This is a genomic window from Kitasatospora sp. NPDC048545 (genome assembly GCF_040651155.1).
Classification (GTDB): Bacteria; Actinomycetota; Actinomycetes; order Streptomycetales; family Streptomycetaceae; genus Kitasatospora.
Map to the genome: position 1 here is coordinate 164350 of NZ_JBEZIQ010000004.1, position 25722 is coordinate 190071.

General features: G+C 74.5%; 25 protein-coding genes. 10 read left to right on the top strand and 15 right to left on the bottom strand.

The window, feature by feature from the left end; all coding sequences use genetic code 11:
- Positions 1–6: 6 nt before the first annotated feature.
- Positions 7–999 (bottom strand): slipin family protein, encoded by a 993-nt coding sequence (locus AB0D10_RS06290; protein WP_360252148.1) that lies wholly within the window; start codon positions 997–999, stop codon positions 7–9.
- A 181-nt stretch (positions 1000–1180) separates the two neighbouring features.
- On the opposite strand from AB0D10_RS06290, the gene AB0D10_RS06295 reads away from it, so the two are divergent.
- The gene (locus AB0D10_RS06295; protein WP_360252151.1) at positions 1181–1969 is read left to right on the top strand and encodes a uracil-DNA glycosylase; all 789 of its coding nucleotides are present in this window, start codon (positions 1181–1183) and stop codon (positions 1967–1969) included.
- A gap of 247 nt (positions 1970–2216) precedes the next feature.
- On the opposite strand, the gene AB0D10_RS06300 is transcribed toward AB0D10_RS06295, so the two are convergent.
- Positions 2217–3095, bottom strand: coding sequence for a CHAD domain-containing protein (locus AB0D10_RS06300; protein ID WP_360252154.1), 879 nt, complete (start codon positions 3093–3095; stop codon positions 2217–2219).
- Between the two features lie 163 nt (positions 3096–3258).
- Between AB0D10_RS06300 and AB0D10_RS06305 the strand changes: the two genes are divergently transcribed.
- The 3 genes from AB0D10_RS06305 to AB0D10_RS06315 all read left to right on the top strand — a co-directional run bounded on the left by AB0D10_RS06305 (position 3259) and on the right by AB0D10_RS06315 (position 5687).
- Positions 3259–3933 (top strand): hypothetical protein, encoded by a 675-nt coding sequence (locus AB0D10_RS06305; RefSeq protein ID WP_360252157.1) that lies wholly within the window; start codon positions 3259–3261, stop codon positions 3931–3933.
- Positions 3934–4102: 169 nt separating this feature from the next.
- A complete protein-coding gene (locus AB0D10_RS06310) occupies positions 4103–4918 on the top strand; it encodes a thioredoxin domain-containing protein (RefSeq protein ID WP_360252159.1) in 816 nt (271 codons plus the stop codon).
- A 118-nt stretch (positions 4919–5036) separates the two neighbouring features.
- Positions 5037–5687, top strand: a complete 651-nt coding sequence (locus AB0D10_RS06315) for a vitamin K epoxide reductase family protein (protein ID WP_360252162.1) — start codon at positions 5037–5039, stop codon at positions 5685–5687.
- A gap of 15 nt (positions 5688–5702) precedes the next feature.
- On the opposite strand, the gene AB0D10_RS06320 is transcribed toward AB0D10_RS06315, so the two are convergent.
- From AB0D10_RS06320 to AB0D10_RS06335, 4 genes are all read right to left on the bottom strand, one after another.
- Positions 5703–6203, bottom strand: a complete 501-nt coding sequence (locus AB0D10_RS06320; protein WP_360252165.1) for an NUDIX hydrolase — start codon at positions 6201–6203, stop codon at positions 5703–5705.
- Between the two features lie 104 nt (positions 6204–6307).
- Positions 6308–7381 carry a serine hydrolase domain-containing protein gene (locus tag AB0D10_RS06325; RefSeq protein WP_360252168.1) on the bottom strand — a complete coding sequence of 358 codons (1074 nt, stop codon included), beginning with the start codon at positions 7379–7381 and terminating at the stop codon, positions 6308–6310.
- Positions 7382–7437: 56 nt separating this feature from the next.
- Positions 7438–7953, bottom strand: a complete 516-nt coding sequence (locus tag AB0D10_RS06330; protein ID WP_360252171.1) for a GNAT family N-acetyltransferase — start codon at positions 7951–7953, stop codon at positions 7438–7440.
- A gap of 24 nt (positions 7954–7977) precedes the next feature.
- Entirely contained in the window at positions 7978–8394 is a 417-nt protein-coding gene (locus AB0D10_RS06335; protein ID WP_360252174.1) for an ankyrin repeat domain-containing protein, read from the bottom strand.
- A gap of 395 nt (positions 8395–8789) precedes the next feature.
- On the opposite strand from AB0D10_RS06335, the gene AB0D10_RS06340 reads away from it, so the two are divergent.
- From AB0D10_RS06340 to AB0D10_RS06350, 3 genes are all read left to right on the top strand, one after another.
- Positions 8790–8984: a hypothetical protein gene (locus AB0D10_RS06340; protein WP_049660046.1), complete on the top strand. Its 195-nt coding sequence runs from the start codon at positions 8790–8792 to the stop codon at positions 8982–8984.
- A gap of 138 nt (positions 8985–9122) precedes the next feature.
- Entirely contained in the window at positions 9123–10739 is a 1617-nt protein-coding gene (locus AB0D10_RS06345; RefSeq protein WP_360252178.1) for a hypothetical protein, read from the top strand.
- A 283-nt stretch (positions 10740–11022) separates the two neighbouring features.
- Positions 11023–11397, top strand: a complete 375-nt coding sequence (locus tag AB0D10_RS06350; protein WP_360252181.1) for an RNA polymerase-binding protein RbpA — start codon at positions 11023–11025, stop codon at positions 11395–11397.
- 203 nt (positions 11398–11600) lie between these two features.
- Here the strand turns inward: AB0D10_RS06350 and fxsA are convergent, their stop codons facing one another.
- From fxsA to AB0D10_RS06375, 5 genes are all read right to left on the bottom strand, one after another.
- Positions 11601–12179, bottom strand: coding sequence for an FxsA family membrane protein (fxsA, locus tag AB0D10_RS06355; RefSeq protein WP_360252184.1), 579 nt, complete (start codon positions 12177–12179; stop codon positions 11601–11603).
- Positions 12180–12234: 55 nt separating this feature from the next.
- Complete coding sequence (gene lnt, locus AB0D10_RS06360) at positions 12235–13881, bottom strand: apolipoprotein N-acyltransferase (protein WP_360252187.1); 1647 nt, start codon at positions 13879–13881, stop codon at positions 12235–12237.
- A 152-nt stretch (positions 13882–14033) separates the two neighbouring features.
- Entirely contained in the window at positions 14034–14492 is a 459-nt protein-coding gene (locus tag AB0D10_RS06365) for an N-acetyltransferase (protein WP_360252190.1), read from the bottom strand.
- 51 nt (positions 14493–14543) lie between these two features.
- The gene (locus AB0D10_RS06370) at positions 14544–16196 is read right to left on the bottom strand and encodes an amidohydrolase family protein (protein ID WP_360252193.1); all 1653 of its coding nucleotides are present in this window, start codon (positions 16194–16196) and stop codon (positions 14544–14546) included.
- 31 nt (positions 16197–16227) lie between these two features.
- On the bottom strand, positions 16228–16668 hold the full coding sequence (locus AB0D10_RS06375; RefSeq protein WP_030243361.1) for an Lrp/AsnC family transcriptional regulator: 441 nt from the start codon (positions 16666–16668) through the stop codon (positions 16228–16230).
- Positions 16669–16897: 229 nt separating this feature from the next.
- Between AB0D10_RS06375 and AB0D10_RS06380 the strand changes: the two genes are divergently transcribed.
- Positions 16898–17392 carry a hypothetical protein gene (locus AB0D10_RS06380; protein ID WP_360252196.1) on the top strand — a complete coding sequence of 165 codons (495 nt, stop codon included), beginning with the start codon at positions 16898–16900 and terminating at the stop codon, positions 17390–17392.
- Positions 17393–17528: 136 nt separating this feature from the next.
- Here the strand turns inward: AB0D10_RS06380 and AB0D10_RS06385 are convergent, their stop codons facing one another.
- Positions 17529–18692: an acyl-CoA dehydrogenase family protein gene (locus AB0D10_RS06385; protein WP_360252199.1), complete on the bottom strand. Its 1164-nt coding sequence runs from the start codon at positions 18690–18692 to the stop codon at positions 17529–17531.
- A gap of 264 nt (positions 18693–18956) precedes the next feature.
- Between AB0D10_RS06385 and AB0D10_RS06390 the strand changes: the two genes are divergently transcribed.
- On the top strand, positions 18957–19559 hold the full coding sequence (locus tag AB0D10_RS06390) for a hypothetical protein (RefSeq protein WP_360252453.1): 603 nt from the start codon (positions 18957–18959) through the stop codon (positions 19557–19559).
- A gap of 390 nt (positions 19560–19949) precedes the next feature.
- Complete coding sequence (locus AB0D10_RS06395) at positions 19950–22040, top strand: AAA family ATPase (RefSeq protein WP_360252456.1); 2091 nt, start codon at positions 19950–19952, stop codon at positions 22038–22040.
- A gap of 113 nt (positions 22041–22153) precedes the next feature.
- Here AB0D10_RS06395 and AB0D10_RS06400 read toward each other — a convergent pair whose 3' ends face one another.
- The 3 genes from AB0D10_RS06400 to AB0D10_RS06410 form a co-directional block, all read right to left on the bottom strand.
- A complete protein-coding gene (locus AB0D10_RS06400) occupies positions 22154–23140 on the bottom strand; it encodes an NAD-dependent epimerase/dehydratase family protein (RefSeq protein WP_360252202.1) in 987 nt (328 codons plus the stop codon).
- Positions 23141–23277: 137 nt separating this feature from the next.
- On the bottom strand, positions 23278–24324 hold the full coding sequence (locus AB0D10_RS06405) for a hemolysin family protein (RefSeq protein ID WP_360252205.1): 1047 nt from the start codon (positions 24322–24324) through the stop codon (positions 23278–23280).
- Positions 24321–25664, bottom strand: a complete 1344-nt coding sequence (locus tag AB0D10_RS06410) for a hemolysin family protein (RefSeq protein ID WP_360252208.1) — start codon at positions 25662–25664, stop codon at positions 24321–24323. Before AB0D10_RS06410 ends, AB0D10_RS06405 begins: the two co-directional genes overlap by 4 nt.
- Positions 25665–25722 lie beyond the last annotated feature (58 nt).

A 25722-nucleotide genomic window follows, 5' to 3' on the forward strand; every position in this document is an offset into this window, starting at 1 on the left:
CGCCGCTCAGCGCTCCGGGTCCGCCGGCGTTCCGGAGCCGCTCCGGGCCTGTCCGTCCGGCTCGTCCGCACCCTCCAGCGGCGAGCGGTCCAACAGTTCCTCCAACGGCGGGAGTTCGTGCCGGGGCGGATCCTGGTCCAGTTCCTCCTCCGAGACCTCGCCGCTCTCCACGGCCTCCTCCGCGACCTTGGCCCCGGCGGCGGCCGCGGCAGCCGTCAGCAGGTTCCGCTGCTGGACCTCGGTCGCACTGTCCAGGAAGCGCAGCAGCTCCACCGGGAAGGGCAGCACCAGCGTCGAGTTCTTCTCCGCCGCCACCTCCACCACGGTCTGCAGCAGCCGCAGTTGCAGCGCGGTCGGGGTGGCGCTCATCACCGCCGCCGCCTCCGACAGCCGCGCCGAGGCCTGGTACTCGCCGTCCGCCGTGATGATCCGCGCGCGACGTTCCCGCTCGGCCTCGGCCTGCCGGGCGATCGAGCGCTTCATCGACTCCGGCAGCGCCACGTCCTTGATCTCCACCCGGTCGATCTCGATGCCCCAGCCCAGCGCCGGGCTGTCGATCATCAACTCCAGCCCCTGGTTGATCGGCTCCCGGTTGGCCAGCAGGTCGTCCAGCTCGCTCTTGCCGATGATCGAGCGCAGCGAGGTCTGCGCGACCTGGGAGATCGCGAAGTTGTAGTCCTGCACGTTGACCGTGACCTTCACCGGGTCCACCACCCGGAAGTAGACCACCGCGTCCACCCGCACAGTCACGTTGTCCCGGGTGATGCCCTCCTGCGCCGGGATCGGCATCGTCACGATCTGCACGTTCACCCGGCGCAGCCGGTCCGCGACCGGCATCAGCGCCACCAGCCCGGGCTCGCGCACCTCGTTCCGCACCTTCCCGAAGCGGAACACCACACCCTTCTGGAACTGCTGGACCACCCTGAGGCTCAGCCCCGCCCATATCGCCCCCAGCCCCACCAGCCCCCCGAGGACCCCCAGCACCGCATCGACGATCATCGCGGCCTCCTCGCAGCCAGCACGCACCGGCGCCTCCGGCCCGCCCCGGACGGGGGCTGCCGGAACAACTGCTTCCACGCTAGGTCTGCCCGGCCCCGGCCGGAGCGAACCCGGATGAACCCGCCCGAAGCCGGAGGAAAGCCCCCGGTCTCCCCGACGTCGCGCGCCCTAGGATCGGTCCATGCCGACCACGGCCACGCCGCCGTCCCCCGCCGACGACCCCGGCGACCCCCGCCACCCCGCCGAGGCCGCCGCCCGCGCCGGCGGACTCTCCGCGCTGGACCGCGTGGTCACCGGCTGCCGGGCCTGCCCGCGCCTGGTCGAGTGGCGGGAGGAGACCGCCCGCACCAAGCGCCGCGCCTACCTGGACTGGGACTACTGGGCCCGCCCCATCCCCGGCTTCGGCCCGCCCGACGCCCCGCTCGTCCTGGTCGGCCTCGCCCCCGCCGCCCACGGCGCCAACCGCACCGGGCGGATCTTCACCGGCGACCCCTCCGGCGACCTGCTCTACGCGGCGCTGCACGACCTCGGGCTCGCCAATCGCCCCGAGTCCGTCCGCCACGGCGACGGCCTGGAGCTGTACGGCGTGCGGATCACCGACCCGGTCCGCTGCGCCCCGCCCGACAACAAGCCGAGCACCACCGAACGTGACACCTGCCGCCCGTGGATCACCCGCGAACTGCAGCTGCTGCGCCCGACCGTACGGACCGTGGTCGCCCTCGGCGGCTTCGCCTGGCAGGCCCTGCTGCCGGTGGTCGCGGACGCCGGCTGGCAGGTCCCCCGCCCGAGGCCCGCGTTCGGCCACGCCGCCCGGGTCGACCTCGCCGCCCGGGACGGCGGCCCGCCCCTGCGGCTCTACGGCTGCTACCACGTGAGCCCGCGCAACACGAACACCGGCCGCCTGACCACCACGATGCTCCGGGACCTGCTGCGGGACGCGGCCCGCTCGGCGGGTCTCGGCACCCACTGACCGGTCCGTCGGTCTTACCGGCGGGTGGCCGTGATCGCGCCGTCCACCGGCGGTGTGACGCCCGCGAGGTCCGAGGCCCGGTCGCTCGGCAGCCGGTCCGCTGCCTGCGCCACCTCAGTGTCCGGCCCCGGCCGCCCCGCCGGACGGCCCCGCCCGCCACGCCCTCGCCGTCGCCGTCGCCCGGAACGCCGTCACGGACGTACGGACGCCCGAGGTCCGACAGCGCTCCGCCCCCGACCCGCGCCCGCTACCCGAAGCGCGCCAGCTTCGGCTTGCCCGCCCGCTTCCACACCCCCGGCAGCCGCTCGCGCGCCGCCGCCTCCGCGGCGAGCTGGCGACCGTACAGGACGCCGTAGCCGAACGGCTCGGCGGCCGCCACCGGCCGGGCGGCGAGGGTGGCTGCGGCGACCACCGCGTCCTGGTGTTCGCCCAGCACTTCCTGGACGGCCTTCATCCGCCGCGTGTAGCGCTCGGCCCGCGGGCCGGCCGCCGGGGCGGCGGTCTCCCCGGCGTAGCGGGCGCGCTTGGCTGCCTTGCGGGCGTCGTGGAGCGCGTGGTCGCGGTCCTCGGGGGCGGCGGCGAGGGCCGTCCGGACGCGATCGGCGGTGCGGCGCTGTTCGCGGGCGGCGACCCGGGACAGCTCGGGGAGTGCGGGACGGGCGGCGCGGCGGCGCAGCGGCGGGTCGGCGAGGAAGGCGGTGAGGGCGTCGCCGAGGGCGCGGCGGCGGGGGCTGTCGAGGGCGGCGACCACCTCGGGGCGGATCCGGCGGTATTCGGTCCCGCCCCACCGCTCCAAGGCCTCGGCGACCCGCTCCGGCCCGCACTCGGCGGGCAGCTCGCGGGCCTGCGCGGCCAACCGTTCGACCAGCACCTCCAGGTCGCGGGCGCCGCCGAGCGCGGCGGCCAGCCAGCGAAGCTCCGCGACCAGTTGCTCCGTCGCCCCTGGGGTGAACAGCCGCCGGAAGGTCCGCAGGGCGCTGCGCAGCCGTCTGCAGGCGACCCGCATCCTGTGCACCGCGTCCGGCTCGTCCGCCCGGACTGCGTCGTCCAGTGCGGCCAGCACCGCCGCCTGGGCCTCGACTCGGGCCAGCAGCACCTGCCCCACCGTGGTCTCGGGTCTCGCCATGCGCGTCCATCCCCTCGTCGGGGCCGCCGGGAACGCTTCCAGGCTAGTCCGGCCGCGGGCGCTGTCGACCCCGCGTCCCGGTGAGGGGGTGTCAGGCGGAAGGCAAAGGCAAGGGCCGATGTGCCCTCGTGCCGGGCGTGAGCGTCATGACATACTCCGGAGCGTGACGATCTCCTCCCACGCGACCAGGGCCCTGCGGGCCGCGGTGTTCACCGCGCTCGCCGTGCCGATGGCCGCGTTGGGCCAGGTGGTCATCACAGGCCGCCCGCTGCCGCTGTCACTGGTGGCCTCGGCGTGCGCCGTCGTCTTCCTGGTCGCGGCCGCGCTGGCCGGCGGGGAGCGGCGGATGCTGCACATCGCCGCCGTGATGGTGCCGGTCGAGCTGCTGCTCAACACGACGTTCAACCTGGGTCAGACCACCTGTGGGCCGATGCTGTCCGGGCAGGTCCCCGCCCGCGGGGTGAACCTGCTGGTGTGCGGCGGCGGCTCGATGGACGGGTCACTGCTCTCCGGCCCGCTGGGCCACGCCGGGCAGTTGGCGCCGGCCGTGACCCAACTGCTGCTCCTGCTGGTGCACCTGGTGATCGCGCTGGCCGCTGCCGCCTGGCTGCGGCTGGGCGACTCGGCCCTGTCGGGCCTGGCCCGGGCGCTGCGTGCGCTGCACGCGTCGCTGGCCCGGCCGCTGCGCGCCCTGGTCGTCCTGCTGGTGCCGGCCCCGGTGCGTCCGGTGCTGCGGGTGCCGCTGCCGGTGTCGGACCGCGCGCGGCCGCGCCGCGAGGACGTGGTGCTGAGCCCGGCTCCCCGGCGTGGCCCGCCGGTCTTCGCGCCTGCCTGCTGATCCCGTACCGGGTCACCCCGCGTACGCCGATCCCCTCTCCGTACCCGGCCGGTCCGAGGCCCCCGTACGCCCGCAGGCAGTGCGCCCGACTCCCGCGTTCCCCGACCCCGCCGCACCCGGTGCGGTTCCCCGCGCGCACCCGCGCGCCGCGTACAGGAGTTGACTCCCCATGACCCAGGCCCCCAGCTCGAAGCAGGCCAAGCGCATCAGTGCCCGTGAGCGGATCCAGGAGGCGCAGCGGCGCGAGCAGCAGTCCGCCAGGCGCCGTCAGCGGATCGTGGTGGCGGTCTCCGCCGCCGTCGTGCTCGCCCTCGCCGGCGGTGTCGCCGTCGCGATCGGCTCGGCCTCGGGCAAGGCCGACAAGGCCGGCGCGGCCGCCACCTCGGCCCCGCTGGTCGTCCCGGCGAACGCCGGCGGCCCGAACGGCACGGTGATCACCTACGGCAAGGCCGACGCCCCGCACACCATGGAGGTCTACGAGGACTTCCGCTGCCCGGTCTGCAAGCACTTCGAGGCGGCGAACGGCGAGACCGTCAAGAAGCTCACCGAGGACGGCCAGGTCAAGGTGGAGTTCCACCTGGCGGCCTTCCTCGACAAGAACCTCGGCGGCAAGGGCTCGCGCACCGCGCTGGCCGCCGCCGGTGCCGCGCTGAACGAGGGCGTGGACAAGTTCAAGGCGTTCCACGACGTGCTGTACGCCAACCAGCCGGACGAGCGTGAGGACGGCTTCGGCGACGTCGGCCACCTGCTGGACCTGGCCGGCCAGGTGCCCGGGCTGAAGACGGACTCCTTCGTGAAGGCGGTCACCGACAAGACGTACGCGCCGTGGGCGGCGAAGGTCGCGGACGCGTTCAACGACAGCGGGGTGACCGGTACGCCGACGGTCAAGGTGGACGGCAAGCCGGTGACCCTGTTCGCCGGCAACGCCGTGGTCTCGCCGGAGCAGTTCACCGCCCAGGTCAAGCAGGCCGCCGGCCTGCAGTAGCCGGCCCGGGGCCCGGTCCCGGGCCCCACCCCCACCGCACCGCACCGCACGGCACCACCGGCCCGGCCGAACCCCGGCCGGGCCGGCCCCTCCCAGCCAGCCACCGGAGTGTGCTGCCATGTCCGCCGCTACCACCGTGCACGTCGCCCGTCCCGCTCCCGACGGCTCCGGCCGGTCCCCGGTCGGGGCGAGCCGCGCCTACGCGGTCCTGCTGTTCCTCGGCGGGCTGATCGGGCTGGCCGCCTCGGCCGTCCTGACCTTCGACAAGCTCCGCATCCTGGAGAACCCCTCCTACGTGCCCGGCTGCAACATCAATCCGGTGATCAGCTGCGGTTCGGTGATGCGCACCGAGCAGGCTGAGGTGTTCGGCTTCCCGAACCCACTGCTCGGTCTGGCCGCCTTCGGCGCCCTGGCGGCGATCGGGGCGGGGCTGATCGCCGGTGCCGCGTACCGGCGCTGGTTCTGGCTGGGCCTGCACGCGGGCACCGCACTGGGCGTCGTGTTCGTGCACTGGCTGGTGGACCAGGCGCTGTACGACATCGGCGCGCTGTGCCCGTACTGCATGGTGGTGTGGGCGACGGTGGTGGTGCTGTTCTGGTACACCACGCTGCACAACCTGCGCACCGGTGTGATCCCGGCGGGCCCGCGCCTGCGGGCGGTCGTCCGGGAGGCGGACCGCTACCACTGGGCACTGCCGGTGCTGTGGGCGGCGGTGATCGCCCTGTTGGTGCTCAACCGGTTCTGGTCCTACTGGAGCACCCTCCTCTGATCGCCGGACCGTCCGTCACCCCACGTACCCCGCCGAATGCAGCAGCGCGGCGGCGCCCGTCCGCCGGGCCTCCAGGGCCCCGGTGAGGCGGCGCGCCGCGCAGGGGTGCAGCAGGGCGGCCGCCTGCGCGGGGGTGAACCAGCCGTGGTCGGCGATCTCCTCGGCCTGCAGCCGGATTGTCGCGCCCTCCTCGACCGTCCCGCCGTCGAACATGAACTGCACGGCGGGGTGGGCGTGTTCGCCCTGATCGGGGATCACGTCCCGCCACTCCACGACGAGCAGCCTCAGACCGCCCGCCACCAGGCCCGTCTCCTCCAGCAGTTCGCGCGCCGCGCACTCGGCGGGCCCCTCCCCCGGGTCCATCCCGCCGCCGGGGAACTGCCACTGGTCGCGGTAACCGGCCTTCAGTAGGAGGACCCTGCCGGCCGTGTCGGTGAGCAGCACGCTGCAGCCGACGTAGGCGCGCACCAGGCGGGCGAGCCACTCCTCCTCCGAGAGTGGCCAGGTGTCCGTCATCGCGCCTCCTCCGCCGGGTGCCGTCCTCGTGGACACTCTGCCGCGATCACCGCCCGGCAAACGGCGGCCCGCACGCGATCACCCGAACGAGTGCCGTCCGCCCCTCAGCCGAACACCGCGCCCCGGTAGGCGTTGCGCAGGTCGGTCAGCGGCTGGGTGACCCGGTCGTGGTGCACCTTGTTGGTGAGCAGCAGCGCCCAGCGGCCGAGCCTCCGGGAGACCCAGAACCCGGTACCGGTGAAGCCGTAGTGGACGAAGGTGCCCTCGGCCGGCTCGGTGCCGGGAGCGTGCAGCCAGGAGAGGCCGCGGGCGGGCCGCAGTCCGCCGGTCTGCTCGCGCAGCGACTCCTCGGTCCACGCCCCGCCCCAGGCGAGCCCGGCCGGCGGGTCGAGCAGCGCGGTGAGGAAGCGGGCGAGGTCGCGGGCGGTGGAGAAGGCCCCGGCGTTGCCGGAGACGCCGCCGAGCAGCCGGGCGGAGGGGTCGTGGACGACACCGCGCAGGTGGGCGCCGGTCCGCTCGTCGTACTCGGTGGGCGCCGTGCGGTCGAGGAGCGCGGCGTCGAGCGGCCCGTACCGGGTGTCGGCCATGCCGAGCGGGTGCCAGGCCCAGCGCGCGGCGAGCGCGTCCAGCGGGGCACCGCCGAGGTCCTCGACCAGGTGGGTGAGCAGCACGGCGGCGCGGTTGGTGTACTCGACGGCCGTGCCGGGCGGGCGGTGCAGCGGCGCCGCGACCACGCCGGCCCGGATCGCCGCGGGCCCACGCCCGTAGAGCTGTTCGAAGCGGGTGTACGGGAGCATCCCGGCCGTGTGGGTGAGCAGCTGCCGGGCGGTCACCGCGCCGGCGGGCCGGCCCGCGGCCGGCGGCCACCAGCGGCCGAGCGGCTCGTCCAGCGGCAGCCGTCCGGACCGCCACAGCGCCCCGGCGCAGGGCCAGAGCGCGACGATCTTGGTGAGGCTGGCCAGGTCGTACAGCGTGTCGGGGCCGGGCACGAGCCGCGCGTACGGGCCCCGGCCGAGCGCCCCGTGGCTGCCGCCGCCGAGCGTGCCCGAGGCGTCGCCGACGGCCCAGACGGCGCCCGCCCCGACGGTGCGCACGCCCGTGCCGACCAGCCGGTCCAGCGCGCCGCCGGGGGCGGCCAGGGCGGGGAGCCGGTCGGCTCCGGGTGCTCGGTGGCTCATCCGTCCCCCAGGGCCGGTCGTCAGGGCGACGGGAGCCTACCCGGCGGGGCGTCCGCTCAGACCGCCGCGTCGAGCTCCTTGCCGAGGCAGACGCTCAGCGGGTGGTCCTTGTAGAAGCCGAACTTGCGGATCGCGGCGTAGCCCTCGGACTCGTACAGCGCGATGGCCTCCGGCTGCTCGGTGCCGGTTTCCAGGACGAACCGGGTGCGCCCGGCCTCGACCGCGGTCCGCTCCAGGCGACGCAGCACCGCCCGGGCCAGGCCGCGGCCGCGGGCGTCCGGGACCACGAACATCCGCTTCAGCTCGGCGTCGCCGTCGCGCAGCCCGTCCGGACCGGCCTGCTTGGCCCGCCACCCGCCGCAGGCGACCGGGCGGCCGTCCAGGTAGGCGATCAGGAACAGGCCGGCCGGCGCCTCGAAGTGCTCGGGGTGCATCTCGGTGAAGTCGGGGTCGCCGTAGCGGCGGACGTACTCCTGCTGCACCTCGGCCGAGAGGGCCTGGGCGTCGGGGTGCGCGTAGCCGGTGATGCGGAGGTCGACGGTGCCGGTGTCCTTGGTGGCCGTGGTGTCCATGGTTGAAAAGCCTACGATCTCCGGTCAGCGGACCTCGAACCGGGCGACCAGGTCCTCCTTGCCGAACATCCGGGCGGTGTCGAGGGCGTTCGGGGTGCCGGCCTGCGGGTCGGCGCCGCCCGCCAGCAGGGCGTCGAGCACGTCCTCGGCACCCTTGAAGACGGCGCCGGCCAGCGGGGTCTGGCCGCGGTCGTTGGCGAGGTTCGGATCGGCGCCGTGCCGGAGCAGCACCTCCACGGTGGCGGCGTGGCCGTGGTAAGCGGCGAGCATGACGAGGGTGTCACCGCGGTCGTTGGTGAGGTCGGCCGGGGCACCGGCGTCCAGGTAGGCGGCCAGGGTGTCGGTCTCCCCGGCACGGGCGGCGTCGAAGAGCTTCCCGGCCAGCGCGATCACCTCGGCATCGGGGGCGTCGGCGGGCTGCTGGCTGGCGGCGTCGGTCATGGCGGGCGGCCTTTCCGGTCGGGACGTCGGGCGGTCTCGGGGCTGCGCCCAGGGCACGGTAGCGGCCGCCGCCCGAGCGGGCCAGCCGTGTCCGTGATCCGGATGACGGCCCTGGCCCGCCACGACACGGGGCGGCGCGGGTCGCGCAGCCATTCGAGCGAACTTCCGGCACCCCTCGGAAACCTACCGCCCACCCCCCGGGAATGCCTCGGCACACCGAATCCCCACGGCGACCGGCCCCCACCCCTGCCGGTTCGCATACCGCCGTCCGGCTACCGGAACGGCAATGAACGGCAGAACCACCCATTTGCCCCGTTCCATCATCTATTACTTTTTGTCACGATTAGTGCACTTTCCGTAACACCCCCGCTTGTCCCCCTCCCGAGGAGCGGATCGTGATCCTCTCGATTTCCGGCATCGTTCTGTTCGGCACCATCGCCTTTCTCTTCTTCCGCAGGGACGGACTAAAGGTCTCCCACGCCATCGTCTGCGCCCTCTTCGGCTTCTACATCGCCGGCTCGTCGATCGCCCCCAGCATCACCGCGGGCGGCGCCAGCCTGGCGAGCCTGCTCAGCGGCATCAGGTTCTAGGACCTGGCCGCCGCCACTCCCCCGTACCGGCCCGGGCGCGGATCCCACCGCCCCCGGGCCCCGTCGTACCCCAGCCCCACCCCAGCTCCAGCCCCACCCCCGCACCCCACCCGTCCCACTCGCCCGGGGAGTCAAGGAATGCCGCTCCACCGCCACCTCAGCAAGGGCCGCGAGTTCGCCCGGACCGCCGGCGACCACGCCTCCGACATGTTCGCCCCGCTCTCCGTCATCGGCCGCGGCATGCGCCACCACGTCGCCTGGGCCAAGGACCGCTGGCAGGCCACGCCCAGGGAGCGCCGCGGCCCGACGGTCTTCCTCACCGCCGCGATGCTGGTCGGCATCTACCTGCTGCCGCACGGCCTGCTGTTCGCCCTGATCGCCCTGATGGCCAGCGCGGCCTGGGCCGGAAGGTCCCCCAAGGCGCCGCCCACCCCGCCCGCGCCGGACGTCGCCGACGTCAAGCTCGGCGCCCTCTACGCCGCCCTCACGCCGTACCTGTGCGGCCCCGAGGACGCCAACCCGATGTACCGCTTCGAGGGCGACTACAAGAAGGTCTTCGACTCCTGGGAGTTCGACGGCGAGGGCCGGCTCTCCCGACTGGAGCTCGGCTACCCGGCCTACTTCACCGACACCGAACCGGCCGCCCGGGCCCGGATCGAGCAGGTCGTCCAGGGCAAGGCCGGCCGGGCCCGGGAGTACCGCTTCGACTGGGACGAGGAGTCCAACCGGCTGCGGATCTCCGCACTCGCCCCGCTGCCCACCGACATCGTCGCCCAGCGCTTCGTGGCCGCCCCCGGCGAGATCGTGCTGGGCTTCACCGACGAGGACGGCACCGCCCGGACCATCCCGGTCGGCCGGGGCGGCACGCCCGTCCAGCAGCCGCCGGTGGTCTGGCGCACCGGCCCGCGCTCCTCCGAACCGCACCTGCTGGCGCTCGGCGTCACCGGCTACGGCACGTCCAGCCTGCTCCGCTCGATCGCACTGCAGGCCCTCCCGTACGCCGACCTGGTGGTGGTCGACGGCGCGGGCACCGGCGAGCACGCCTGCCTGGTGAACCGGCCCGGCGTGCACACCGTGGAGACCAGCCTGCACGGCGCGCTGGCCGCGCTGGAGTGGGCCGCCAAGGAGACCGACCGCCGGCTCACCGCGCTGAACGCCGCCCGGCACGCCGGCTCCGCACCGCCCGAGGACGCCACCCGGCCGCTGTGGCTGCTGCTGGACCACCCGACCGAGCTCAGCGAGCTCGCCCAGGCCGAGGGCCGCCCCGACCCGCAGGACCTGCTGGAACTCCCGCTGCGGCACGGCCGGGCCGCCCGGGTCACCGTGGTGATCGCCGACGACCTGGAGGCCCGGGACCGGATCACCCCGACCGTCCGCTCCACCACCCGGGCCCGCGTGGTGCTCGGCCCGGCCGGCCCGGACGAGGGCCGTGCCGCGCTCGGCGCGCCGCTGGACATCGTGCCCGCCGCACACGCCCCGGTCGGCCGGGGCTACGCTCGGATCGGCAACGGCACTCCGGTCCGGCTGCAGGTGCCCGCCACCGTCGACCCGCTGGACGACGAGGCCCCGGCCCAGCTGCGGGACGCGGTCATCGCCCTGCTGCCGCACCGCGACACCCGCACCGAGGCGGCCGCCGGCGTACCGCCCCGCCCGGAGCGCCCGCCGCTGGTCGCGCCGGTCGAGCCGGCCCCGCGGGCCCGCCCGGTCGACCTGGCCAAGGACGAGCCGATGATCCGCTCGCGCCCGATCTCCTGACCGGGCACGGCCCCGGGTCGGGGTCGGCGAACGCTGTCGGAACCCGCCCCGGTACGCTCGTCACAGAAAGTCCGCCCGATCACCAGATGTGAAATAGGTGACACCTGGGGTGATATCACCGGCCAGATGTGACAAATCGGGCGCAGGTGGGTACAAACAGGGGCGGCACTACAGACGACGCATGTCCCCGGACGGGAATCTTCGTCGGAAGCCGAGCGTTGACCGAACGACGAAGAACAGCGACCACTAGTCCTGTGGGCCATAAGCCCGGGAGGCACGATTCATGAGCGAGCGAGCTCTCCGCGGCACGCGACTCGGGGCCACTAGCTACGAGACCGACCGTGGTATCGATCTGGCTCCCCGCCAGACCGTCGAGTACGCATGTCAGAACGGACACCGATTCGAGGTTCCTTTCTCGGTCGAGGCGGAGATCCCCTCCGCCTGGGAATGCCGCTTCTGTGGCCAGGAGGCGGCACTTCTCGACGGTGACGAGCCGGAGGAGAAGAAGACCAAGCCGACGCGCACCCATTGGGACATGCTGATGGAGCGCCGTACGCGCGAGGAGTTGGAGGAGGTGCTGGCCGAACGGCTGGCCGTGCTCCGCTCCGGCGGGATGAACCTCGCGGTGCACCCGCGGGACACCCGCAAGAGCGCCTGACCTCGCTCCCGCCCCTGGGCGGGAGGACGCGAAAAGGGACCCTGGTTTCCAGGGTCCCTTTCGCGTTGGCCGTCCCGCTTTCTGCCCTTGGTCGTCCTGCTTCCCGCCCGTTGTCGTCCCGCTTCCCGCCCGTGATCCGCTCCTCGCCCGCGCGGCGGCCGCGGCCCGGCGGGGCCGCGGCCGCACCGGGACCGGGAACCGACTCAGCCGGTGATCGGCGGACGATAGGTGGTGTCCGGGCCCTGCGGGCCGGCCGGGCCGGCCTCGGGATCGACCACCTCGCCCTGGATCACCTTGCCGTCCGGACGGTGGATGCGCAGCTGCTCCTGCAGCCGCATCGCGTCCGCCAGCGGGTCGGCGCCGACACCCGCGGTGCTGCGCAGCGCCTTGTCGGCGAGCCGGCGCCCGGCCATCCGCCACAGCGCCCGGGTCGGTGGGAACAGCAGGGTCAGGGCCAGCAGGTCCGACAGGAAGCCGGGGACGATCAGCAGCACGCCGGCCAGCACCGTCATGCTGGTGCCGGTCTGCGGCTGCTGGGACTGCGGGTTCCTGCCCTGCTCGATCGCCGCCGACAGCGCCTTCAGCCCGGCCCGCTTGACCAGCGAGCCGCCGATCACGGCGCCCACGACGAGCAGCAGCAGGACGGTGAGGCCGCCCAGCCAGGTACCGACCTGGACCAGCAGCCAGATCTCCAGCACCACCCACGCGGTGATCAGCAGCGGCAGCACCCGGCGGAGCCTGCCGCGCGGGGCCGGACGGGTCGGGGTTGCTTGCTGCGTCACGGTACGGATCCACTCCAAGCGGTGCTCTGCGCGCCGCACGGGAGGTCCGGGCCGGCTACGGCACCACCTGGTCCAACGAATCCTGCCCGGCCGGTGTTCCGGCGGACGCCTTCCGACGGCGTCCGACCAGCACCGCGGCGCCGAAGGCCAGCAGGCCGCCGATCGCCAGGGTCCACTCCGGGGCGGCGCCGACCTCGTCGGCCACCGTGGTGCCGTCGCGCAGCGGGACGGTCGCCGACAGCTCGGCCGCGGTCAGCTCCTCGGTGCGCTGCTGGACGGTGCCGTCCGGGGAGATCACCGCGCTGATGCCGCTGGTGGCCGCGATCAGCACCGCCCGACCGTGCTCGACGGCCCGCAGCCGGCTCATCGCGAGCTGCTGCTCGGGCTGGCCGGTCTTGGCGTAGGTCGCGTTGTTGGTCTGGACCACCATGACGCGGGCGCCGCTGTCCACGGTGTCGCGGACGATCTCGTCGTACGCCACCTCGAAGCAGATGACGTCGCCGATCCGGGCCGGGCCTAGCTGCATCACGCCGTTGTGGTCACCGGGGTAGAAGTCCCGGGCGACCCGCTGGAGGCGGGTGATCACCTTCATCAGCTGGGCGCGGAAGGGCACGTACTCGCCGAACGGCACGGGGTGCTGCTTGGTGTAGGAGGCGCCGGGACCGGTCTGCGGGCTCCAGACGATGCCCTCGTTCTGGACGTGCTGCGCGTCCGGGCCGTCCACCAGGGTGCCGACCAGGGTCGGCACGCCCACCGCCCGCACGGCCTCGTCGATGCGCTGCCGGGCCAGCGGGTCGCTGAACGGGTCGAGGTCGGAGGAGTTCTCCGGCCAGATCACCACGTCGGGGCGCTCGACCTTGCCGGCCTCGATGTCGGCGGCCAGCCGCTCGGTCGCCGAGGCGTGGTTGTTGAGGACCATCATCGGGCGGCCCAGGAAGTCCATGCCCGGGTTGGGCACGTTGCCCTGGACGATGGCGACCTTCACCGTGTCGGCCGCGGCGGTCGGCACCGGCACGACGTAGCCGGCGAGCAGTGCGGCCACCGCGCCGAGCGCCGCCAGCGCGGCGGCCTTCGGGGCCCTGCCCGGACCGCGCAGGCGCAGCACGGCCCAGGCGAGCAGGGCGCCGGAGAGGGCGACCGCGAAGGTCACCAGGGGCGCGCCCCCGAGCGCGGCGAGCGGGGTGTACGGGGTGGCGGTGTTGGCGAAGGCGAGCCGGCCCCAGGGGAAGCCGCCGAGCGGCAGCCGGTCCCGGGCCCATTCCTGGGTGATCCACAGGCAGGCCGTCCAGAGCGGCCAGCCGGGCAGCCGGGAGGTCACGGCCAGCGCGCCGCCGAGGAGCGCCAGGAACAGCCCCTCGACGACGGACAGGCCGACCGTGGCGTCCCAGCCGACCACCCGCAGCCAGCTGAGCAGCATCAGGAAGAACGGCAGGCCGAAGGCGAAGCCCGTCCACAGGCCCTGGCGGAAGGTGCGGCCCCGGGTGAGCAGCGAGAGCGCGGCGACGCCGAGCAGCGACAGCGGCCACAGGTCGTAGGGCGGGAAGGCGAGGGCGAGCAGCAGGCCGGCCAGCGCCGCCAGGCCGGTCCGGGACAGCCCGGCCCGGACCTTGGCGACGGCACGGACGGCGCGGCCCGGCCGGGGTGCCGGTTCCTGGGGCTCGGGCGCGGTCCCGGACCGCTCCTGGGTGACGGGAATGGCCACCGGCGCACCATCTTCCTGGGGCTTGCTGTTCGGACGCTGTGCGAAGAAGGTACCCCGGAACGTCGGTGGGACGTGAGGTGAGGGTGCTACGGCCGGCCGGGGCCCGTTCGTCCCCGCTCGGCCCGGCCCGCCCCGGCCCGGCCGGCCCCCGATCAGCGCTCGGCGTAGCGGACCGGGCCCAGCGGCCAGTGCTCGGCGAGCCAGCCGGAGACGGCGCGGTACAGCGGGGCGTCCAGCCCGGCATGGTCGGCCCGGACCCAGGAGCTGACGGCGACCACGGCCGGGTCCTCGCGGTCGGGGTAGATGTAGACGCAGCCGATCACCTCGTCCCGGTCCGGGGCCAGGACGGTGTAGGTGAAGCCGGTCCGCGCGGCGAAGTCGGCGGCGTGCCGGCGCAGGTCGTCGAGGTTCCGCTCCGGAGGCATCCCGTCGACGGGCGGCCAGTTCCGGCCGACGAAGCCCGGGGTGGCGCGGATGTGCTCGATGCTGCCGGTCCAGGCGGCGTGGTCGGAGGCGTTGTGCTGCTCGCCCAGGGGCTCCAGGCGGAACTCCGGGGCGAGCAGCTCACGCGGGACGTCGAAGTCGGCGGGTACCAGCGGGTGGGTCGTCATGCCGGTCAACCTACGGGCCGGCGGCCCGGCACTTCACCCGCATTTCCGCCGCTACGCGGAACCCTGGGCCCGGTGGACCGTGCGGCCGCGGACGACCGTGCGCAGGCAGGTCGGCAGCGGGTGGCCCGGGGTGAGGTCGGGCAGGCCGGGGGTGCCGGAGCGCGGGTCGGTGGACCAGCCCGCCACCCGGGAGTCGGGGGCCTGGACGACCAGGTCACCGGCGGCCCAGATCGCGTAGCTGGCGACCGCCCCGGGCACCAGGACGCCGTCCTGGTCGCGGCCGATCGCGCGCCAGCCCCCGCGGGTGTGCGCGGTGAAGGCGGCGCGCACCGAGATCCGGTGCTCCGGGGTCCGGTGGAACGCCGCCGCCCGGACGGTGCCCCAGGGGTCGAGCGGGGTGACCGGGGCGTCCGAGCCGAAGGCCAGTGGGACGCCGGAGCGCAGCAGGGCCGCGAACGGGTTCAGGGCGGCGGCCCGCTCGGCGCCCAGGCGCTGGACGTACATGCCCTCCGGACCGCCCCAGGCGGCGTCGAAGGCGGGTTGGACGGAGGCGGTGAGGCCGAGTTCGGCGAACGCGGCGACGGACGTGTCGTCCAGTGCCTCGGCGTGCTCGACGCGGTGGCGCAGTGCCTTGACCCGGCCCGCTCCGACCCGCTCGCCGGCCGCCCGGACACCCTCGACGACCGCCGCCACGGCCGCGTCGCCGATCGCGTGGAAGCCGGCCTGCAGCCCGGCCTCGGTGCAGGCGGCGACGTGGTCGGCGACCTGCTCGGCGCTCAGGTAGGCGGTCCCGGTGTGCTCGGCGTCGGCGTACGGAACGTGCAGGCAGGCCGTCCGGGAGCCGAACGCGCCGTCCACGAAGAGGTCGCCGCCCGCGCCCACCGCGCCGAGCCGGCGGGCCGTCTCGACTCCGCCCAACTCGCCCCAGTAGCCGAAGACTTCGGGCCCGTCGCCGTCGGCCGCCAGGGCCAGCAGCGCGGCCAGGTCCTGCTCGGAGGAGATCTCCGGTCCGGCGCACTCGTGCAGGGCGCCGATGCCGAGTTCGGCGGCGCGGTCCAGGGTGGCGCGCTGGGCGCGGCGGCGCTGCCCAGGGGTGAGCCGGTCGAGCGCGGCCTGCCGGACGGCGTGGTGGGCGTCCTTGGCGAGCGGGCCCTCCGGGTGGTACCCGGGCCGCTCGGCGAGGCCCTCGGTGAGGGTGCGCAGCGCGGTGGTGGCGAGCGCGGAGTGCACGTCGGTGCGGGAAAGGTAGAGCGCGGCGCCCTTGGCGGCGAGGTCGAGTTCGGCGAGCGTCGGCGGGCGGCCCTCGGGCCAGCCGCTCTCGTCCCAGCCGTGGCCGATCAGCACCCCGTCGGGCTCGGCCCGCTCCTCGACGAAGGCGGTGACGGCCGCCAGGGCGGCGGCCAGCGAGGGGCTGCCGGTGAGGTCGAGACCGGTGAGCGCCAGACCGGCGGCGGTGGCGTGCACGTGGGCGTCCACGAAGGCGGGGGTGACCAGGGCGCCGTCCAGCTCGACGATCTCGTCGGCGGTCGCGGCGTACGCCTCGGCGGCGCCGTCGCTGCCGACCCAGGCGACGTGCTCGCCCTCCACGAGCATCGCGGTGGCGAAGGGGTCGGCGGGGCTGTAGACGGCGCCGCCGCGCAGCAGGACGGTTCGTGGACCCCTCCTACCCGAGGACGGGCGAGGAGGGAGGGTGCTCTCGGTCATGACGCCAAGTCTGCACCCCGGCCCATCGGTGTCAGAGCTTCGGGGGTCGCGCCTCGTACGGGGTGGAGAGGACGACGGTGGTGCGGGTGGAGACGCCGGCGGCGCTGCGGATGCGGGCGAGCAGGTCCTCCAGGTCGCCGGGGGCGCCGACCCGGACCTTGAGGATGTAGTTCTCGTCGCCGGCGACGCTGTGGCAGGCCTCGATCTCGGGCAGGCCGGCCAGGCGTTCCGGGGTGTCGTCCGGGGCGCTCGGGTCGAACGGCTTGACCGAGATGAACGCGGTCAGCGCCAGGTCGACGGAGTCGGGGTCGATGATCGCGGTGTAGCCGCGGATCACCCCGCGCTGTTCGAGGCGGCGCACGCGCTGGTGCACCGCCGAGGTGGACAGGCCGGTGGCCTTGCCCAGGTCCGTGTAGCTCATCCGGCCGTCCTCCAGGAGCAGCTGGACAATGCGTTGGTCGAGATCCTCCACAGTCCGCAAACCTACCCGGTCGGGAGCACGGGGGGCGCACGAGGTGGCACGCGGAGGGATCGCAGGTGTCAAGCGGGCACGTGCCGGGTGAATGTGGCACGCGATGTGGCCAAGGACACACCCGGTGCATCACGGTGCACAACACCGCAGGATTATGAGTCCGGATCACAGGGAAGTGCTGGTTGTGGCCCTGGACGACCACGCCGGGCCCGATCCTAGGGGGATCCTCATGCCTGCTACTGACCAGCGCGTGCTGGGCGCCGACGAGACCGACGATACGACCGGCCGCGACGACCTCGCGGTCGACCACGCGCCGGGCACCGACCCCGGCGAGGCCGAGACCTGGGACATCTTCCGGGTCCACTGCCCCGAGTGCAGCCGTCCGATCGCGCTGGTGGCGGACGAGGAGCGGCTCCCGCAGCACGCCCTGCTGCCGACCGCCTGGAACCCCTTCGCCCCCGCGGTCTGCCCGGGCTCGGGCACGCCCACCGACGACCTGGCGGAGGTGGAGGCGCCGGAGGACGCCGAACCGGCCGGGTTCGACGCGCTGTTCCAGCTCCCGAACGGGCTGGACTGGCGCACCCAGCCGTTCTCGCACGCGGTGGCGCACTGCCCGGTGCGGATCGCCGCGGTCGACCCGGCCGGGCCCGCCGCCCCCTCGGCCCCGACCCTCGCCGCGCTCCGCTCGATCCCGGAGCAGCGCCGCCGGCTCGTACGGCGCTGACCCGCCTTACCGTGCAGGCGAGTTGACGCCCCGACAGGAACGCCTCCGGCCGTCACTCCGCACCCTGGAGTGACGGCCGGAGGCCGTTGGGGGGGAGGCCCCGGCCCGTCGCCGGGTCCCGGGCCTTCGTCGGGCGTCAGCCCTTCGTGAGGTGGCGGCCGATCACCAGGCGCTGGATCTGGTTGGTGCCCTCGACGATCTGCAGCACCTTCGCCTCGCGCATGTAGCGCTCGGCCGGGAAGTCCTGGGTGTAGCCGTAGCCGCCGAGCACCTGGACGGCGTCGGTGGTCACCCGCATCACCGCGTCGGTGCAGAACAGCTTGGCCATCGCCGCCTCCTTGGAGAACGGAAGGCCCGCGTCCTTCAGCCGCGCGGCGGACAGGTAGAGCGCGCGGCCGGCCTCGATCTGGGTGGCCATGTCGGCGAGCATGAAGGACAGGCCCTGGAACTCCGCGATCGGACGGCCGAACTGGCGCCGGGTGCACGCGTAGTCGACCGCGAGGTCGAGCGCGGCCTGGGCGACGCCTATCGCGCAGGCCGCGATGCCGAGACGGCCGGAGTCCAGCGCGGCGAGGGCGATCTGGAAGCCCTGGCCCTCGGCGCCTATCAGCCGCTCGCGGGGGACCCGGGCGCCGTCGAAGTGCAGCTGGGCGGTCGGCGAGGAGCGCATGCCCATCTTGTGCTCCGGCGGGGCCGCGGACAGGCCCTGCTGGGTGCCGGGGACCAGCAGACAGCTGATGCCCTTGGCACCCTCGCCGCCGGTGCGCACCAGGGCGCTGTAGAAGTCGGCCTGCCCACCGTGGGTGATCCACGCCTTGGTGCCGTTCACCACGTACGCCTCGCCGTCGAGGTCGGCGCGGGTGCGCATGGCGGCCGCGTCCGAGCCGGACTGCGGCTCGGAGAGGCAGTAGGCGCCGAGCTGCTCGCCGGAGAGCATGCCGGGCAGCCACTCGTCCCGCTGCGCGTCGGTGCCGAAGGCGGCCAGCGCGTGGCAGGACAGGGTGTGCACGCTGACGCCGAGGCCGACGGCCAGCCAACCGCCCGCGAGCTCCTCCAGCACCTGCAGGTACACCTCGTAGGGCTGGTCGCCGCCGCCGTACTTCTCGTCGTACGGGAGCGAGAGCAGGCCGGCCTCACCGAGGGTGCGGAAGACCTCCCGTGGGAAGCGACCGGCGGCCTCGTCCTCCGCCGCGCGAGGCTGCAGCTCACGCTGGACCAGGTCCCGGGTGAGGCTCAGCAGCTCACGGGCCTCGGCGGTGGGCAGCTGGCGCTCCACGGCTTTCACAGGGGAGGGGGTCATGGCGGTGGTCGCCTCCTCGATCGGGCGCCGGGCCGAGGTGTTGGCGGGTCCGGCGCGGGTGGGGCAGGTCGGACCGACCGGCACCGGGTTGCGGTGAACGGCCGTTCACAGTCGTGGCGAAGCGAGTATGCCCGAAACCCGCGCTGCCGTCACGACCTGCACAGATGAACTGTCCGCAGTGGTGGGATACGGCACCGTAGGGTTGACGATGTGGCTGCTTCCGGAACCCTCCCCACCCATGCTCGGTGCACTCCCGGTGACGCGCTGGACACCCTCGCGGCGGAGCTGCGCGCGCTGCCGCCGTCCTGCGGGCCGGTGCGGCTGGTCGCCGTGGACGGGCACGCGGGCTCCGGCAAGACGACCTTCGCCGGACGGCTGGCGGCGGCGCTCGGCGGGGCCCCGGTAGTCCACCTGGACGACCTGGCGACCCACGACGAGCCCTTCGAGTGGACCGGGCGGCTGCGCGAGCAGGTGCTGGAGCCGCTGGCGGCCGGCCGGGACGCGGCGTACCGGGTGTACGACTGGACGCTGCGCCGCTTCGCGGGCACGGCCGGGGTGCCGGTCGCCCCGGTGGTGCTGGTCGAGGGCGTCGGCGCGGGCCGGCGGGCGGTGCGGCCGTGGCTGGCCCGGGTGGTCTGGATGGAGCTGGACGCCGCCGCGGCCCGGCGGCGCGGCGAGGAGCGGGACGGTCCGGATCTGGCCGCGTTCTGGGCGGGCTGGGCCCGGGCCGAATCCGCGCATTTCGCCGTCGACCCGAGCCGCCCGTACGCCGCGACCCGGGTCGACGGGGTGACCGGCCGGATCGCACCGGGCACCGTCGGTGAACCTTCAACAAGTGCCTTGACCTGCGACGTCACCAGGACTTAGGTTCTCCTCAGCTGCCGGAACGAAAGCTTCCGGCCGCCTCGGACCCGGCGCTCCCGGCTTGTTCCCCCGTGAGCCGGGAGCGCCGTCCGGTCCCCTTCCGAAACTCGCTCCCCCGCCGCCCTCTCCGGCGCCCGGCCGCTCAACGGCCGCTCGCGCGATCGGATTTGACCTCGTGCGGCACCCTTCCGGATCAGCCCGGCGCCGGTACGATTCCTGGCAGGCGCATCTGCGCCGCAGGGGGCTCGACGACCACCGGCCAGGCTGCGCGAAGGCGAGTCGCCGGCCGAGCCCCGGGCCACACCGCGGGGGGCGTGAGTGACGACGGTGGACAGTTCCGACAGCACGGCGGGCGGCCCGGACCGACTCGCCGACCGGGCCTGGCAGCGCGCCATGGACGCCTACACGGCCGGCGCGTACGCCCGGGCCGAGGAGGAGTTCCGGGCGGCCGTCCGGCTGGACCCCGGCATGGCCGACGCCTGGCTCGGCCTGCACGCGCTGCGCAGCGACACCTCGGCGGCGTTGCTGGCCATGTACCGCCACCAGAAGCGCTTCGGCGAGCAGCGGCGACTGCACCACCGGCCGCTCAGCTCCTGGTACTGGCTCGGCTGGTGGGTGCAACCCGTCCTGGAGGACGCCCGCGACCTCGCGCTGGCGCACGCCTCGCACTGGCTGGACGGCCGCCACCTGGCCGAGCTGGACCGGGCGTTGGAGCAGTGCCCGGCCCCCGGCGAGGACCCGTCCGCCCGGTTCCTGTACGCCTGCCGCTCCTACCTCCTCAAGGACTGGGAGCAGCTGATCCGGGACACCGACCGGCTCCTGGACGACCCGCTGCTCGGCATCGAGGCCGGTCTGTTCGCCGGCATGGCCCGGGTGCGCCTCGACATGTGCGCCCAGGCCCAGGCCCCGCTGGCCGCCTCGCTGGCCCGCTGCCGCTCCGAGCAGCCCCAGCGCAAGGAGCTGCGCTACTGGCTGGCGCGGGCGTACGAGGGCGCCGGGCGCAGCGCGGCGGCACTGCCGCTCTACCGCGCGGTGCACCGGGCGGACCCGGCGTTCATGGACACCGCGACGCGACTGACCGCCATCTCGGCCGAGGACGCGCTCGCCGACGGGCTGCTCGTGGACGGGCTGACGACGGCCGGGCGCCCGGGCGGGGGCGCGGGCGGCACCGCGAGCGGGCCGGACATCGACGCGGAGTTCCCGGACGACGTCGGGTACCCCGTCGGGCCGGGGTACGGCGAGGAGTTCGGGGGCGGAGCCGGGCAGGGCGGCGCGACGGTCTCCGGCGACGGGGTGCTGAACGGCGGGTCGCCGGTGGACGCGGGCCTGGTGGACGCGGGTCTGGTGGACGGGCTCCTGACCGGCGGCACCGCCGTGGACGACGACTCGGCGGACGGCCTCCCGGGAGACGGCACCACGGCCGAGCCGGTCCTGCCCGGCGGCGCCCCGGGCGCCGGTGTGCCGACCGACGGCGCCGTTCCGGACGGCGCTCCGCAGGCCGCCGGGGAGCGGTCCGGCTCCGGCTCCCCCATCGCGCCCAGCGCGCCCCTCGCACCCCCGCCGCTGCCCGTCCGCCGTCAGGCGCAGTCCCGCACGGCCGCCGGGCCCGCGCCCCGGCCGGACGGCGACGAGCGGGAGCTGGACGCCGCGCTGGCCGAACTCTCGCTGATGGTCGGCATGGAGCCGGTGAAGCGCCAGGTGCGGGCGCTCTCCGCCCAGTTGAGAATGTCGCGGCTGCGGGCCGAGCAGGGCCTGCCGGTCCAGCCGCCCAAGCGCCACTTCGTCTTCTCGGGCCCCTCCGGCACCGGCAAGACCACCGTGGCCCGCATCCTCGGCCGGGTCTTCCACGCCCTCGGCCTGCTCTCCGGCGACCACCTGGTGGAGGCCCAGCGCGCCGACCTGGTGGGCGAGTTCCTCGGCCAGACCGCCGTCAAGGCGAACGAGCTGATCGACTCCGCGCTGGACGGCGTGCTGTTCATCGACGAGGCGTACAGCCTCTCCAACTCCGGCTACACCAAGGGCGACGCGTACGGCGACGAGGCGCTCCAGGTACTGCTCAAGCGCGCCGAGGACAACCGGGACCGGCTGGTGGTGATCCTGGCCGGCTACCCCGAGGGGATGAACCGGCTGCTCGCCACCAACCCCGGCCTCAACTCCCGTTTCACCACCCGGGTCGACTTCCCGAGCTACCGCCCGGGCGAGCTGACCGCGATCGGCGCCGCACTGGCCGGGCGGGACGGCGATGGCTGGGACGAGGACGCCGCCGAGGAGCTGGCCAGCATCTGCACCCACGTCGTCCGCGAGGGCTGGATCGACGAACTGGGCAACGGCCGGTTCATCCGCACCCTGTACGAGAAGTCCTGCGCCTACCGGGACCTGCGGCTGTCACTGCTGCGCGAGCCGCCGGGCCGCGAGGACCTGGCCACGCTGCGGCTGCCGGACCTCGTCCAGGCGTACGGGGAGCTGATCGACGGACGGAGCTGACCGACCACCGCGGGGCTCATCGACCACCGGGGCTCGTCGACAGCCGCGGCCGGCCGACGGCGGCGGCCGGCCGGGGCCCGTTCCTCGAAGGCACCCCGGCCCGCGCCACGGCATCACCCCCTGAGCAGCGCGGCCTCCCGCTCCGGGTCGAGCCCGACCCTGACCCGGTCGGAGCGCAGCGGGGCGGCGCCGCCGATCGTCCGCAGCCAGGCCCAGGTGTCCTCGACCGTCTCCGCGACCGGGCGGCAGCGCAGCCCGGCGGCCACCGCCCGCTCGACCGAGCCGGTGTGCAGGAAGTCGTACAGCTCGCCGGGCGCCAGCCAGATCGGCAGCTCGGTCCACGGCTCCACGCCGGCCGCCAGGATCCGCTCGGGGTCGGTCCAGCGCAGTTCGGCGTCGGAGCCGGTGACCCGCACGCAGGCCTCCAGCAGTTCGCCCGTGGTGGCGTGCCCGGACGGGCTGACCAGGTTGTACGGGCCGCCGAGGCGGGCCGCCGACGCGTCCAGGATCCAGGCCGCGAGGTCGCGGACGTCGATGTACTGCAGCGCCAGCCCGCGCGGTCCGGGGGCGAGCACCGGTCCGCCCCGGGCGATCCGGTCGAGCCACCAGGGAAGCCGGCCGATGTTCTCGTGCGGGCCGAGGATCAGCCCGGCGCGGGCCAGCAGCGCCTGTTCCCCGTACTCCGCCTCCAGGGCCAGTTCGGCCCCGCGCTTGGCCTCGGCGTAGGGCACCTCGCCGGTGAGGTCGGGCGAGGAGGCGACCACCGGCGCCGACTCGCCCGCGCCGGCCACCAGCGGGTAGTCGTACACCGACCGGCTGGAGACGTACGCGTAGTGGCCGACCCGGCCCTTCAGCGCGCGGGCGCTGTCGCGCACGGCCGCCGGGGCCCACGACCAGGTGTCCACGACCGCGTCCCACTCCCCCGTCCCGAGCGCCGCGAGCCCGGCCTCGGCCGTGCGGTCGCCCTGCAGCACCCGGACGCCCTCGGGGGCGGGCTGCGTACCGCGGTTGAGGGCCGTCACCTCCCACCCCCGGGCCAGTGCCTCCTCGGCGATGACCCGCCCGACGAACTTGGTTCCACCCAGCAGGAGAAGTCTCATGCCCGCCACTCTCCTCCGAGGGCGGCCGGCAGGGAACGGCTGCATGCTCTGGGCAGAATCGCCACGAGCGGACACGCCGTCGGCGAAATCGGGAACGCCGGGGTGCCCCTGGTCGGGGCACCCCGGCGTCGGAGTTCCTACGCGGTCGCGCGGTGGTCCGGGTCGTGCATCTCGCCGATCAGCTCCTCCAGGACGTCCTCCAGCATGACCACGCCGAGCGTGCGCCCGTCCTGGTCCAGCACGGCGGCCAGGTGGCAGGCCGCGCGGCGCATCGCGCCGAGGGCGTCGTCCAGCGGGAGGCCGCCGCGCAGCACCGTGATCGGCCGCCACAGGCGGGCCGGGACCGGCGCCGAGGGGTCCTCCACGTCGAGGAGGTCCTTGAGGTGGATGTAGCCGAGGTAGCCGTGCCCGGCCGGGTCGCCGTCGGTGACCGGGAAGCGCGAGAAGCCGGTGCGCAGGGCGAGTTCCTCGACCTCGGCGGCGGTCGCCTTGGTGTCCACGGTGACCAGTTGCTCGGGTTCCAGCAGCACCTCGGTGACCGGGCGACGGCCCAGCTCCAGGGCGTCCTCCAGGCGTTCCTGGCGCTCCTCGTCGAGCAGGCCCGCGTCCCGGGAGTCGACCAGCAGGTACATCAGCTGCTCGGTGGTGAAGACCGACTCGACCTCGTCCTTGGCGTCCACCCGGAACAGCCTCAGGATGCCGTTGGCGAAGGCGTTCAGCAGCCGGATCACCGGGGCGAGCCAGCGGGCCAGCCGGTCCAGCGGCGGCCCGAGCCAGAGCGCGGCCCGCTCCGGGCCGGCCATCGCCATGTTCTTCGGCACCATCTCGCCCATCACCATGTGCAGGAACACCACGACGGCGAGCGAGATCCCGTACGAGAGCGGGTGCATCAGACCGGGCGGCACGCCGATCGCGTGGAACGGGCCCTCCAGCAGCGAGGCGATGGTCGGCTCGGCGAGCGCACCGAGGCCCAGCGAGCAGACGGTGATGCCGAGCTGGGCCGCGGCCAGCATCGCGGAAACGTTGGACAGCGCGTGCAGCACGGTGCGGGCGCGCTTGTGCCCGGACTCCGCGAGCGGCTCGATCTGGCTGCGGCGCACGGACACGACCGCGAACTCGGCGCCGACGAAGAAGGCGTTGCCGAGCAGGAGCAGGAGCGCGACGGCCAGTTGGAGCGCGGTCATCGGAGGTGCTCCCCGTCCTCGCCGAACGAACCGGGCGCAGAGGTGCGCTCCACCCGGACCCGGCTGGTGCGGTGGCGGTCGACACCGGTCACGGTGAGGCGCCAGCCGGGCAGCCCGGCCTGCTCGCCGACCTCGGGGAGCTTGCCCAGCAGGTCGGCGACCAGGCCGGCCAGCGTCTCGTACGGGCCGTCCGGGGCGTTCAGGCCGATGCCCTCCAGCTGGTCGAGCCGGGCGCGGCCGTCGGCCTCCCAGACCGGCAGGCCGTTGACCGGCGGCAGCGGGAACAGTTCGGGGTGGTCGTCGGGGTCGTGCTCGTCCTGCACCTCGCCGACGATCTCCTCGACGATGTCCTCGACGGTCACGACGCCGGCGGTGCCGCCGTACTCGTCGACCACGATGGCCATCGGCTGGAGCCTGCGCAGCCGGTCGAGCAGCACCTCGGCGGGCAGCGTCTCGGGCACCAGCAGCGGCGGCGAGGACAGGTCGGCGACCCGCACCAGGCCACGGCGGGCCGCCGGGACGGCGAGGGCGTCCTTGAGCGTCACGGTGCCGGTGACCTCGTCCAGGCTGTCGGTGTAGACGGGGAAGCGGGACAGGCCGGTGGCCCTGGTCAGGTTGACGACGTCGGAGGCGGTGGCGTCGCGCTGGAGCGCTGCCACGTCGACGCGCGGGGTCATCACGGACTCGGCGGTCAGCTCGCTCAGTCCCAGGGTCCGGACGAACAGGGTCGCCGACTCCTCGTCTATCGCACCGGCCTTGGCCGAGTGCCGGGCCAGCGAGACCAGCTCGGCCGGGGTCCGGGCGTGGCCCAGTTCCTCCTGCGGCTCGACGCCGAAGGCCCGGACCGTACGGTCCGCCGCGCCGTTGAGGAAGCTGATCAGCGGACGGCAGACGAAGGAGAAGGCCATGTGCGGGGCGGCGACCGCACGGGCCACCTGCAGCGGGCGGGAGATCGCCCAGTTCTTCGGGACCAGCTCGCCGATCACCATCTGCACGACGGTGGCCAGCACCATGCCGACGATCACGGCGACGCCGCGGGCGGCCGCCTCGGGCACGCCGAGGGCGGACATGACGGGCGAGAGCAGCGTCGACACGGCCGGCTCGGCGAGCATGCCGACCACCAGCGAGGTGACGGTGATGCCGAGTTGGGCTCCGGAGAGCTCGAAGGAGAGGTGTCGCAGGGCCCTGGCGACGCGGCCGGACTGGGCGTCGCCCGCCGCGGCGGAACGTTCCACCGCCCCGCGCTCGACGGTCACGAAGGCGAACTCGGCGGCCACGAAGAGGCCGTTGGCGAGGATCAGGAGAACGGCTGCGAGCAACAGCAGCCAGGCGGTGATCACAGTGCCGCTCGCCTTCCGGTGACCGGAAGTGGGGCGGCGCAGGTACTACCGGACGGAT